At 67.2% G+C, this 12,367-nt stretch carries 8 protein-coding genes; 2 read left to right on the forward strand and 6 right to left on the reverse strand.

Going from position 1 to position 12,367, the window contains the following annotated elements; genetic code table 11:
* Window positions 1-50: 50 nt before the first annotated feature.
* Together ACYQ1K_RS15655 and ACYQ1K_RS15660 are read right to left on the reverse strand one after the other, a co-directional pair.
* Window positions 51-1,574 (reverse strand): SpaH/EbpB family LPXTG-anchored major pilin, encoded by a 1,524-nt coding sequence (locus ACYQ1K_RS15655; protein WP_459984043.1) that lies wholly within the window; start codon window positions 1,572-1,574, stop codon window positions 51-53.
* A 64-nt stretch (window positions 1,575-1,638) separates the two neighbouring features.
* Window positions 1,639-5,064: a SpaA isopeptide-forming pilin-related protein gene (locus ACYQ1K_RS15660; RefSeq protein ID WP_459984044.1), complete on the reverse strand. Its 3,426-nt coding sequence runs from the start codon at window positions 5,062-5,064 to the stop codon at window positions 1,639-1,641.
* A gap of 333 nt (window positions 5,065-5,397) precedes the next feature.
* Between ACYQ1K_RS15660 and ACYQ1K_RS15665 the strand changes: the two genes are divergently transcribed.
* Entirely contained in the window at window positions 5,398-6,471 is a 1,074-nt protein-coding gene (locus tag ACYQ1K_RS15665) for an AraC family transcriptional regulator (protein ID WP_459984045.1), read from the forward strand.
* Window positions 6,472-6,654: 183 nt separating this feature from the next.
* On the opposite strand, the gene ACYQ1K_RS15670 is transcribed toward ACYQ1K_RS15665, so the two are convergent.
* Window positions 6,655-7,410 (reverse strand): glycoside hydrolase family 12 protein, encoded by a 756-nt coding sequence (locus ACYQ1K_RS15670; protein ID WP_459984046.1) that lies wholly within the window; start codon window positions 7,408-7,410, stop codon window positions 6,655-6,657.
* A gap of 40 nt (window positions 7,411-7,450) precedes the next feature.
* Between ACYQ1K_RS15670 and ACYQ1K_RS15675 the strand changes: the two genes are divergently transcribed.
* Entirely contained in the window at window positions 7,451-7,681 is a 231-nt protein-coding gene (locus ACYQ1K_RS15675; protein ID WP_459984047.1) for a hypothetical protein, read from the forward strand.
* 817 nt (window positions 7,682-8,498) lie between these two features.
* On the opposite strand, the gene ACYQ1K_RS15680 is transcribed toward ACYQ1K_RS15675, so the two are convergent.
* From ACYQ1K_RS15680 to ACYQ1K_RS15690, 3 genes are read right to left on the reverse strand one after another with little or no spacing between them, the layout of a single operon-like run.
* Window positions 8,499-9,845 carry an MFS transporter gene (locus tag ACYQ1K_RS15680; RefSeq protein ID WP_459984048.1) on the reverse strand — a complete coding sequence of 449 codons (1,347 nt, stop codon included), beginning with the start codon at window positions 9,843-9,845 and terminating at the stop codon, window positions 8,499-8,501.
* A gap of 33 nt (window positions 9,846-9,878) precedes the next feature.
* Complete coding sequence (locus tag ACYQ1K_RS15685) at window positions 9,879-11,141, reverse strand: methylaspartate ammonia-lyase (RefSeq protein WP_459984049.1); 1,263 nt, start codon at window positions 11,139-11,141, stop codon at window positions 9,879-9,881.
* Window positions 11,138-12,355 (reverse strand): CaiB/BaiF CoA transferase family protein, encoded by a 1,218-nt coding sequence (locus tag ACYQ1K_RS15690; protein ID WP_459984050.1) that lies wholly within the window; start codon window positions 12,353-12,355, stop codon window positions 11,138-11,140. Before ACYQ1K_RS15690 ends, ACYQ1K_RS15685 begins: the two co-directional genes overlap by 4 nt.
* Window positions 12,356-12,367: the final 12 nt, after the last annotated feature.

Raw genomic sequence — 12,367 nt, forward strand, 5'->3', positions numbered from 1 at the left:
TCGCCGCCCCGCGTCTCTGGGCCGATCCGGCGGGATCAGTCCTCGATCCTTCAGACGGTCTCGCGTCGCCGTGCCACCGCGATCGCCGCTGCTCCGAGCAGGAGCAGAGCGCCGCCGCCGTAGAGCAGGAGCCCGCCGGGGCCGCCGGTGAAGGGCAGCTCGAACCCGGCGTTGGACGGCACGTTCTTGATCGTCAGGTCGACCCCCACCGTGCTCGTCTGGGCGGTGACCAGGAACTTCACCGGGTCGGCCAGCAGCTCGTAGCCCTGAGGCGCCGTGACTTCGGCGAGCCAGTACTCCCGATACCCCGGGTCGCCCGGAGCGACCGTCGCGCCGTCTGCGAAGTCGGAGTAGCGAAGTCCGGAGATGGTCAGCTGACCGTCGGCGCCTGCCGACCACACCGTCTGCCCGTTGATCGACACCGGGTTCTTGCCCGCTTCTGCGTCGGCCTGCGAGGTGTAGACGCTGAACACCGCGTTCGGCAGCGCGGCGCCGGTCTCGTTCGTCTTCAGCACCGTGATCTCGCCCCACTTGGTCTCGACCTGCGGCGACTCCACCGGACCACCGGGCTGGCCCGGAGCGACGTCGAAGCTCGCCTTGTTGGGGTAGAGCACCGCGGTGTTCGCGATCACGCCTACGGCGTTGGCCGCCGTGTTGACCTTCACCACGACCTGCGTGGCGCTGTCGCCAGCGAGGATCGCCCGGCCCGCGGCAGTGAACGTGACGGTGAGGGTGTGGGTCACCGAGTCGAAGCCGACGGTGTAGTCGGTGCCCTCCACGATCGGCGTCCCGTCGGCGAGCGTCACGGTCGCGCCGGTGTAGTCCAGCTTCGTGTCGAGCTTGTCGGTGATCTTGTAGCCGTCGATCGTGTTCACTTCGGGGATGTCGGCGGTGATGGTCCACGTCACCGGGTCGCCGAGCTTGACGGCGTCGGCGTCCTGCACGCTCTTCGTGACCGTCGTGACCGCGTTCTTGGGGTAGACGTTGACGTCGTAGAGCCACGAGCTCGGGTTGTTCGGGTCGGTCAGCGGGACCGAGACCAGGAACGGCACGGACGGGGTCGCGCCGGCCGGCCACGACGTCTCGGTCACGAGATACAGGCCGAGCGGGAGGCCCGACAGGGACGCGTCACCGTTGGCGTCGGTCGTGACAGGTGACCCGGCCGCGGCGGACAGCCCGTAGCCCGCGCTGGTGATCGATCCGGTCGCGTTCGCGGGGTCGAAGGTGCCGCTCAGGGCGTTCGCGTCCTGCCAGCCCTGATTGGTGGTCAGGTCGATCCCGGTCACCTGCTGAATGCTGAACGTCACGCCGGCCATCGGGGTCAGGCCAGTCGTGTCGACGGCGGTGCCGTTGTTCGGCAGCCAGGAGGGTGCGACGAGGTTGTTGCCGCCGCTGCCGCCGTCGCTCGGCGGTGGCGTCTCGAACTTGTGGATGTCGATCGTGCCGGTCTTGCTGGGGTCTGGCAGCGACGGCGAGGCGGCTGACGCAGGGCGGGCGAACCCGGCCATCGCCATCGTCGCCAGGACCGCTGCCAGGACGACCGCATGCAGCGGCGTCTTCTTGCGGGTGATCATGCGCTTGTCTTCTTCCTCTTCTCTCAACCGAGATGACTTCGTGGTGACGTCGTGTCTGGTCCGACTACGTCCTCATCCGCCTCCCGGAGCCGGGGGACCTCGACGAACGACGCCGCAGCAGCACGAAGGCCAGGCCGGCGAGAGCGAGCAGGGCCGCCCCGGCGAGCGAGTAGGCGGTGGATCCACTCCCGCCCGCGAACGGAAGCGCCAGCGCGTGTGCGTCCTGCACGGTGATCTCAGGATCGCCGTCTGAGGTGTGCCCGAGCGTCACGGACCGGCCCGTCCCCGAGCCGAGCGTCACGGTGCCGTCGGCTGCGATGGTGAAGCTGATCGGTTGTGCCAGCAGCACGTAGCCGCCGGGAGCCGACGCCTCGGTCAGCCAGTACGTCCCCGGCAGCAGACCGGCCATCTCGAACTCGCCAGTCTGCCCTGCCACCGGCTGGACTCCCCCGGCGATCGTCGTCCCCGGCGCGCCGTTCGCATCCCTCTGCAGCGTCCACTGCGAGCCGTCCAGGGCCGTGAGGCTGCCGCTGGCGTCGGCGCCCACCTTGCGCAGGTACACATCGACCTTCGCGGGGGTCTTCCCGTGGTATTCGTCGTCGTCGGTCACCGATGTGCCGCTCAACGTCCCGACGGCATCGACGGTTGCGTCGTCCGCGTGCTGCGCTCCGGAGCCGAGCGCGCTCAGGGTCGCGGTGCAGCCGAAGCTGGCATCGACCGCAAGCGGGCCAGCCCACTGGGTGCCCGTCGAACCGTCGGGGAACGTGCACGTCAGTCCAGTCACGCTCGCAGAGCCGACGGTGACCTGGTCGGATACCTTCACGTTCTTCAGGGGCTCCCCGCCGTTGTTCTTCACCGTAAGCTTCAACTGGGTTGTCGCCGTCGGGTCGAGCGTGACCGCATCGGCCGCCGTGTCGGCGTCGTTCCCTGCCGCGTCGGCCTTCTCGATGTCCACGCTCGGCGGCGCCACGACCTTGATGCCGACCTTCACGGGCTCGGCGGGCAGCAGCGGGCCGTTGGGGCCTGCGGCCGTGTAGGCGAGCGAGTTCCACGCGATGTCGCCCGGGTCAGCCCCCACCGGCAGCTTCATGTCGTAGGTGACTTGCTCGGTCTGGCCCGGCTGGTAGGTCTTGGTGGTCGCGTCGATCCGGACGGCGCGCACCTTCGACCAGTCGGTGACCTGCCCGGCGGTCAACCAGGTCGGGTCACACCCGACGGGCTGGCTCGGATAGACCTCCGGACGGCACGGGTTCGTGCTGAGCGAGTACGTCGCCGTCACGCCGGCCGGCGTGGTGATCGGCCCGGCGAGCGTCGGCTGGAACTGCGACCCACGGGACACCCCGCTCTGGCCGCCCGAGACCCCGGTGTCGCCGACGTACGGGAAGACGTCGTAGACGACCAGGTCGTCGATGGTGGTCGAGCCGAGCGACCCGATGCTGAGCTTCCAGTGGGAGATGCCGCCCGCGGGTGACTGACCCACCGCTGGCGAGCCGGCCACCGAGAACAGGTACTGGCTGTCGTACTGGCCCTCGACCATCTTCTGCGCGCCGGCCTGTGCCGAGGTGCCCGTGGTGAACGACGCGCTGCTGATGCTGCCACCGCCGGCGCTCGGGACCCAGGTCGGGTCGGCATCGTTCCACACGCTGGCGGTGTTCGTCTGCGTGGTGACCCCGACGCCTGCGTTCACGATCGTCTTGAACGTGATGGTGAAGGCATGCTGCTTGTCGAGGACGGCACTCGAGGGGAAGGTGAACGTGAGGGTCTGCCCGCTCTGGGTGACCGTCATGCCGGCAGTGGTGTAGTCCGCGTCGTAGGTGTAGGCGCCGGCCGCGTTGGTCACGACCGCACTTCCTGGCACGTAGGTCACGCCGGCTGGCAGCGTGTCGGTCACGTGGACCGGAGCGTCGACGTAGTGGGGGTCACTGGTGGCCCCCTGGTTGGAGACGACGAGACTCCAGGGCGCGACCTGGCCCGAGATCAGCGCGTCAGGGCCGCCCGTGTAGGCCTTGCGGATCTGGAGGTTGGCTGCGGCGTTCTTGAAGTACGCGACTGCGCAGGACTTGTCCTTGTCGCCGAGGTTCGTCAGCGTCGTCGGCGCCGCGTTGGTCATCGACCACTGCGCGCAGTTCGTCTGGGTCATCGGCACGTAGGCGTTGCCCGCGGTCAGGTTGCCATACACGTACACGTAGTAGGTCGTGGTCGGATCAACTGTCCCGTCCGGAAGCTTGATCGCGTAGCCGCTGATCGACCAGGCCGCCGGGACGGCGTAGGTCACCGACGCGTCGGTCGACTTCGTCACCGTCTGGGTGGTTCCGTCGGCGAGATATAAGGTGAGAACCGATCCTTGAGGGACATTGCTGATCCTGCTGATCTTGAACCCGGGGTCTGTGCAGCTCTGCGGGAGCGAGTTGTTCAGCGGGGCGCTCTGGCACGGCGGATAGTCGTAGAGTGTGCCGCCGATCGGCACGGTGCCGGTGTTCGTGATCGTCAGGTTCCAGTGGTACTCGTCGGTCTTGAAGATCGCCCTAGCGGCGATGTCGTTGTTCGACACGGTCTTGCGGAAGGAGCCCGACCCACCCGTCGCGTTGCTGAAGGTGTGACTCACACTGTCGGTCGCCGTGATGTCATGCGGGTCGGTGACCGTGGTCGTCGTGAGTTTGACCTTGTTCGTGACCGTGTCGGTCGGGCCGAACGTCGAGGACGGATAGGTCACGTGGACGATCGCACTGATGTCAGGACCGATGGAGTTGTTGCTCCAGGCGCTCGACGGCCACGTGATCGTGTTGGTGGCCGCGTCGTAGACGCCTCCGTTGGAGGCGCTGACGAACACCGCACCGGCCGGCAGCGTGTCCACCAGGACCGGATTCTTCGTGTCCCAGTCGCCGTTGCTCTTGATGGCCTTGATGTAGTCGCCGGTGATCTGGTAGGCGGTGACACCGTCCAGGACCGAGTCGCCGAGGAGGGCCTTGTCGACCGATACGCCGGGCACAGCCGTGATCACGATCGGAGCCGACGTCTTGGTCACCGAGCCTGTCGCGGAGTCGGAGCTGAAGGTCGCGGTCGCCACCAGCGTCGATTGGTCCGGCGTCGTCCCGAACGCCGTCTTGCACGCGAACGTCAGCTGGCCCGAGGCACCGACCGGGATGCTGTTGCCGGCACCCGAGCCGATGAACCCGGTCGTCGTCGGGTTGAAGTCGCCGTTGCCAGTCGAGCCGCCGACCATGCACGTGACCGGGTTGCCCTGCGGGGAGAGCTTGGTGATGTCGATCTTGATCTGCGCGTTGTCACAGGTGGTGACGGACGGGTCGACGGAGGAGCACTGGTAGTTCACAACCCATTGAGCCGTCGCCCCCGAGAGGATCGGCGTCGTCGCGGGCGCGATGGTCACGGACAGGGTCGCAGTGCCCGCCGCGTGCGCGGGACTTGCACCGAGCGAGAGCCCCGCCGCGACCAGCAGTCCGCTGACCAGGGCCATGATGAACGTGCGCAAGCGGTCTGCCTTGCGCACACGTGACGACGGACTCACGTGGTGATTCCCCCCGGCGACTCATGGAGTCGACAATTGATTGGGCCGGACGCGTCAATGCGCGTTCCCCCGACTGGCATTACTGGCACGGACGGTAGGCGGGGGTGCCAGCCACTCGACACACAGATCGCGACACCCCGTCAGCCGGATCGCGCACCCGTTGACTGTGACGTGGATCACTTCGCATCCCGCGTCAGACCTCGCTCACGCGCCGGTCTCTCCAGCGCTCGTCGTCCGCTCAGCACGCTCGCGTGAGCGTCCGGCCAGCGACGCCGAAGCAGGGGAGGCATGTCGGGCATGGGATCTGAAGCGGTCGCAGTGGAGCGACATGAGCCGGCGGACCACGGAGCCGCACCAGGCGACGTCTTGCCGCGACTGACCTCGCTGACCGACATCGACGATGCTGTGAGACTGGGCAGCACGTTCTTCCGGGACAGCATCCACATCGCCCAGCGGGACAAGCGTCCCTTCAGGTGCGACATCGAGGCGGCCGCGGTCGGGCCAGTGCTGGCGGGCCAGGTGACCTATCACGGGACGGTTCGGATTGCTGTCGACAGCGTCGACGACACCTATGCCGTGCACTTGTTCGAGGGCGGACTGCTCGACGTCGCCACCGCCACGCGGGTCCTCACGGTGTCCCCGAAGACCGCCAGCATCGTCCGGCCCCATGATCCGCGCGTCCTGACCGGGTGGTGGACCGGCAACGAGAAGGTCACGATCTTCAAGTTCGAGCGCCGCGCCATGGAGGCGGAGCTGCGCCGCCTGTCGGGGTCCGACCGCATCGGCCAGATCGACTTCCAGCCGTCGCTCGACCTCCACGCAGGCCGGGGGGCCGAGTGGGCGCGTTTCGCCCGAGCGGCACTGACGTCAGGACAGGCACTCAGCGGACTCGTGACCAACCCGCTCATCGCTGCCCAGGTCTCGAGCACACTGATGACCGGTCTCCTGCTCGCGGCCGATCACCCGCACCGTGGCGAGCTCGAGGCGCCCGCCGCGCCGGCCACCGCGCCTCATGTGCAGCGCGCGGTTCGCTACATCGAGGAGAACGCTCAGGAGCCGCTCACCATCCCTGGGATCGCTTCCGCTGTCGGCATGACGACTCGCACGCTGCAGCGAGGCTTCGCCGAGCACCTCGGGAGCACTCCCCACGAGTATCTGACCCGGGTGAGGATGGACCAGGCCCACCGCGACCTCGTCGCCGGCTCCCCCGAGTCGACGTCGGTGGCTCAGATCGCCGCGCGCTGGGGCTTCCTGCACCAGAGCCGGTTCGCGGCGAAGTACCGCTCCTGGTATGGGGTTGCGCCGTCGACGACCCTGCGAGGCAGCGGGCGCTCGTTGTCACAAGTGGCTGACGTCGTCACGGTGCCGTAGTCCGAAGGGAGACGCCTGTCACCCGTCGCCCAACAGACGCGCCAGCACGAGAAAACGGCCCCTCACCGGCGTTTCCGCCAGCGAGGGGCCGTTTTCACGCATGCCGCCATGAGCCGTGTCGACGGGAGCGCGGCCGACTGCCGCCTCTCTACATCGAGCGAATGGCTCGGGGAAGGGTCGGCGTCACTTGGGCGTCACGGTGTAGGAAAGATCGTGGACGGTGAACGTCGCGCTCTTCGACTCCGTGATCTCCCAGCCGGTGTTCATCTGCCTGACCGCAGGAGACGCAGGGATGAACCCCTTCGAGGCGAGCGCCTCCAGGCCTGCCTTGACGTTGATGGTGCCCTTCGGCTGCTGAGCACACGTGCCAGAGCCACCGGCGCCGTCGAGCGTGACGATGATCTCATCGCCGTACTTCGAGCCCGCCCCGCCGTTGCTGCCGTAGCGGTGGACGGTCCAGTTCTGGCCGTCCATCGAGAAGCTGCCGATGACCTCGCCCACACTGCCGACACCGAGCGAGCAGCGGAGGTTGGTGTCGACCCAGAACATGATGTCCCAGGGGTAGCCGTCCAGCCAGATGTCGGGCGCGAACTCGTAGCCGTTGGCCGAACCGCCAGGCGACGTCTCGTCGTAGTTGACCGAGAGCGCTGACAGTGAGCTGATCGGCGTGGCCGAGGTGCCCGAACCCAAACCGCTGCTGCCCCAGTTGTCGAACAACTGCTGCGAGGCCGGGAAGGTCTGGACACAGCCACCACAGGCGCCGAGGTTGGAGACGACCTGCCAGTTGCGCGGCCCGTTCACGTACAGGGTTTCGGTGCCCACGCCGTTGAAGCCGACGTCCTGGTTGTTGACATAGCTGTTCCAGCCGTTGGAGTTCGGGCTGAAGGCGGTGTCCTTGTAGCCACCGCTGCCGTTGGGGCAGCCTCCGCCCAGTTGCACGACGCACGACCAGGTGCCGGAAGTCGCCGTGGGAGTCGGGGTGGAGCTCTGGGTCGTCGTGCCCGTCGGGGTGGGCGTGGGCGTGACCACGGGCGTCGGCGCGACCGTGGGCGTCGGTGTCGGCGTGACCGTGTTGGTCGCCGTCGGCGTCGACACCGGCGTCGCCGCTGCGCTCAGGGTGGGGGTCGGCGTCGGGGTCGCCGTCCTCGTCCGATGTGGCTTCCTGGCATCCCACGCGTGGGTAGACGTCCTCCTCGGCGTCGCCGACTGAGCCGACGCGAACACGCCCAAGGCGGCCAGAACGATCGTCAGCACCGCCGCGATGGCGGTCAGTCCTTTCCGAGACATCTTCTCCTCTTCCTCTCACTGTGTCGGCTCGTGGGCGGCGTCTCATTCGTCGACGCCTCGCGAACCGGGTGAGGCCACCGCATGCCGCCGTGCGCGCCAACAATGCGGCGCGCAGGCACGGCGGGATGAGGCGAATCCACCGGGTGTGGGGCCGCTCCCTCATGGACCTCGAGCATCTCAACCACAAGCGGCCAGGACGAAAGAGATCGCGGCAAGGGGCCGCCTTCTTCTGTTGGATGTTTCAACCGAGGTCCTGCAAAGTTCCACAGACGGGAGGCAAAGAGACGCGCCGAGACTTGCCTCCGCACGCACGTCGCACCCTGCCCCGGGCGTTCAACTGCTCACGGGCGATACCGGCCTCCAGGCGGCGACCTCAACATGTCGATGATGAGATCGCAAGGGAGGTCGAGATCCGCGCCATCACGCGGTCACCCTGCGTCATGCTGTGTCGTTGTCAATCGCCGTTGACAGACGTTCAGCGGACCTCCATCGGAAGCCGCCACTGGACGCCCCCCGTCCGGCCATCGGCACGCGGCACAGTAGCGGTCTAGACCGGTCGTGCACGAATCGCCAATCCGCCTGGACCGTCAGGCGTGGGTGATCTGGAGCCGTTCCGACACAACTCCCCGGGAACACCCTCGCTCGAATGCCGTGTACGCCGTCATCCGTCCGCTCCTTTGTCGGAGGGCGCCGGAGGATGTCCGTTGTAGCCGATGTCGATACTTTTACCTATGTTCGTCTCAATCGGCGGTCGATCTGTTCGACCCGTCCATCATCGAGGTGAGTTGCGGCGAACATGCGCAGCCTCGTGGGACGGGCGACGGGCCGAGAGTCAAAGGCGCGGACCGAACGGAGAGCAGCACGGCAAGACGTCCTGCCGCGAGGACAGCCACCATGCTGAGGGCGAGGTGCACGCCGACGAAGAGTACAGGGAGCCCGAGTCCGAACGAGACGGCGGCGATCAGGGGGCCCAGTGCCGAGAACATTGTCTGAAGGCCACCGAACACCCCCAGCGCTGTCCCGACGATTCCGGCCGGTGCAAGGCGCGCGACCAGGGGGCTGAGGATCGGTGTGAAGATGGTCTCACCGAGGGCGAATACCCCATAGGTCGCGACGAAGATGACGGCCCCCCACGAGACGGGGAGCACCGCCGCGGCGCCGAGCAACGTCCAGCATGCCACCCAGATGAGGCCGACAACCACCAGGAGCGGTCCGGGTGCTTGGCGATCAGTGATGCGGAGCATCACCATCTGGAACGCGGCAATGGTCGCGCAGTTGGTCGCCGCGGCGAGGCCGATGGCTGTCTGGCCGGCGTGCAGCTCGGTGACGGCGTACGCAGGCAGACCCGCCTCGAACTGGGCGTAGAACGCGAGCGCCAAGCAGGTCGTCAGGACGGCGAGCCAACAGAGCGTGCGATGTGCGCTCAGCAGCCGCAAGGACCGGACCATGCTGACGTGGACAGTGTGCTGCTCGCGGTCGGCCATGCGCTCAGGGGCGCGATGTGCGGCCCATGCGCTGACCGCGAGCGCCGTCGACAGGCTGAGCGCGCCGATGACGTAAGCCGGAGTCATGCCATCGGGGTGCGTCACGTCCACGAGCAGACCTGAGACGACGGCGCCCGACGCCATGCCGATGCTCTCCCCGGCAAAACGGTAGGCGAAGACACGTCGATGAGCCGCCGCCGGTGTCCAGTGAAGGACAAGGACCGACTTCGCTGGAGCGGCCCCCATCATTCCGAGACCGAAGATGAGTGAGGAGAGACAGAACCACGGTGGCGAGCCACTGGCAAGCAGTCCGAGACAGGCTGCGGCTGCGAAAGCTTGTGCAGCCATCAGCACTCGCTCGGGGCGGCGTCCATCGGCGACGCGTCCGAAGAGGGGGGACCCCACCAGGGAGCCCACCGAGAAGAGCCCCGCCGCGAGCGCAGCGACCAGCTGTCCCCATCCCCGGGCTTGGGAGGCGTAGACGTACTGGTAGGGAAGGATCGCTCCCCAGCCGAGGTGCCCCACAGATGCGGAGATCAGGATGAGCCGTATCCGACTTCGGCGCTCCCGGCGCTGCCGACGTTCGTTCAGCGAGAGCAACATGGGATGCCTGTGAATGGCCGTCGTCGCGCGACGCTAGGCATCGACCGCGGCGCTGCGACGTTCGGTGTCGAGCCGTAGCACCCGCGTGATCTCGTTGTTCGCGATCATCAGAGGTTCATCGACGCCCATTCCAGGCTTCGCCAGGAGCTGGCTGGCGCCCACGGCCATCGCGATGTGGACGGACACGCGAGCAGAGACATCAGTCTCCGCACACGATCCGCCGAGCACCACCTCGACGCCCTCGTTGGTGCACGTCAACGACGCCTCGACACTGTCGACGATGGAGCCCAGGTCAGGGGTCTTCACTTGGATCATGTCGGTCGCGCCGGCGGCAGCGAAGGCTGCTATGTCGTCGACGTCGTTGGCCCACTCGTCGGCGACGATCCGGACTGACGAGCCACGCGCCGCGAGCTCGAGCCGAATGCTTCGCATCGCCTCGATCTGCCCGTCGCGACTGCCTGCGTCGATAGGATGCTCGATCTGAAGGGGATGCCGACCTGCCGCCTTCTCCAGTCGCACCAGGATCTCGACCGTCTTGCCGATGTCCCCGCCTGCAGCCAGGCCGACCATGCCGTAGACATCGAAGTGGAGTCGCGGTCGGTAGTCTGGTCCGCCCAGCGAATCGACGCGTTCACCCACCCAGGCGACGTAGTCCACGAGTGTCTGTCCGTCACGACCGACCAGATCCGGTGTGTTGATGAGCCCGTGCGGTAGCACGTCGACGCGCTTGAGGATCATCGTGTCGACATTGGTGTAGCGCGACTCCCCTGATTGGGCGTAGAGCGGCAAGGCACTCAACGGCGCGCCGATCCTCCACTCATCCTGGATGACCCAGGCCATCACGCCATGGCCAGCTGCGTGCGCGGCCGCAGCGAGGAGTGCTTGGGACATCCCGTAGGCACCAGCACGTGGATGGGTGAGGCTGGCACACAGCGCTCGTGCATGCGCATCGGCCTCCCGGAAGCGGCTGACGGAGCGACCGATCAGCCCCTGGCCGACCACCTCGATCTCGGCAGCCAACTCTGCTGCTCGGAGTCGCGGTTCACGACCGGCGACGCCGGCGTACTGCACCGTCGCGCAATCGCCGACGACCGTGGATCCGTCGGAGAGTCCGAGGAGGATGGACACGGCTTCGGCGGGTTCGCGCACCTGAGTGAAGCCGGCTGTCGCCGTTGGCCCCAGATACTGAACACCGTCACGGGTCGCGCCCGCACGAATGGCCGCTTGATCATCGAAGAAGTACCCGCCACGGACAGGAACCGCAAGAACGCGAGAGATCGTGAGGGCCGCCGTCATGGGATCACGTCCCCCGTCACCGGACCGAACGCGCCGGCCTCGCGTGAGCTCCGGACTTCTGCGGGATCGAGTTGCAGGACTTCGCTGACGACCTCCACGGTGTGCTCACCGAGACGCGGAGCGCGAACAGGTCTTGCACGGCGCTCACCGACCCGCACAGGCGACGCGATCGTGCGGACCGTGCCGTAGCGTGGATGGTCCGCTTCGACGACAAGGCCGCGAGCGTGGCATTGCGGGTCTGTCAGCGCCTCTGCGACGGTCTTGACCGGCCCGCTGGGCACACCGAGTCTCCTGAACCGTTCGTCCCACGCGCTCGTCGTACGAGCACGCATCGTCTCCTCCAAGATCGGGAGCAGGACGCTTGCGTTCTCGTGCCGCAAGGCAAGAGTCTCAAAACGAGGGTCCAAGGCGAGGTCGGGACGTTCGATCGCGTCACAGAACAATCGCCAGAACTTCTCCTTCGGCGCGGCTACTGTCACCCACCCGTCCGCGGTCTCGAAGACCTGGAAGGGGATGATGGAAGGGTGCGCCGAGTGGCGGGCGCGCTGCGGTTCATAGCCGGCGTTGAGGTGCCAGACACCAGGGTAGGTGAGCATCGCGATCGCTGTGTCGTAGAGGCTCACGTCGCAGTCCATCCCGGCTCCGTCTCGCCGTGCGGCGAACACACCGGCGAGGATCGAGATGGCGGCGACGTACCCAGCGGAGAAGTCGACGACGGAGAGCCCGGACTTCGTGGGCGGACCGTCGGGTTCGCCGGTGACATCCATCCAGCCGGCCAGGGCCTGGAGGGTGTAGTCGTAGCCGGGCTCGGCGCGTCGCGGGCCTGTCATCCCGAATCCGCTGAGCGAACAGCAGACGATGCCCTTGTTCAGGTGGGCGAGGTGGGAGTAGGTGAGGCCCAACTTCTCTGGGACGTCACCGCGCAGGTTGTAGAAGACGACGTCACTGACTGTCACGAGCCGCTCGAAGCAGTCGCGGCCTGCTGGCGTTGCCAGGTCGAGGGCGATCGACTTCTTGCCTCGGTTGAAGGTTTCGAAGAACAGCGAGTCGTCGCCTTCGGCGTACGGCGGGACCTTCCGGCCGACGTCGCCGCCGGCGCTCGGGTCTTCGATCTTGATGACTTCGGCGCCGAGATCGGCCAGGTGCGAGCTGCCGAACGGCGCGGCGCCGTACTGTTCGAGCGCGAGGATGCGCAGGCCACTGAGGGGCAACATGGAGTGAGGCTC

The organism is Nocardioides sp. AN3 (assembly GCF_054653495.1).

Bases quoted from the DNA above. Each gene is read 5' to 3' on its own strand.
- ACYQ1K_RS15685 (WP_459984049.1), bottom strand. From the start codon at position 11,141: ATGACGGCGGCCCTCACGATCTCTCGCGTTCTTGCGGTTCCTGTCCGT.
- ACYQ1K_RS15690 (WP_459984050.1), bottom strand. From the start codon at position 12,355: ATGTTGCCCCTCAGTGGCCTGCGCATCCTCGCGCTCGAACAGTACGGC.
- ACYQ1K_RS15680 (WP_459984048.1), bottom strand. From the start codon at position 9,845: ATGTTGCTCTCGCTGAACGAACGTCGGCAGCGCCGGGAGCGCCGAAGT.
- ACYQ1K_RS15655 (WP_459984043.1), bottom strand. From the start codon at position 1,574: ATGATCACCCGCAAGAAGACGCCGCTGCATGCGGTCGTCCTGGCAGCG.
- ACYQ1K_RS15665 (WP_459984045.1), top strand. From the start codon at position 5,398: ATGGGATCTGAAGCGGTCGCAGTGGAGCGACATGAGCCGGCGGACCAC.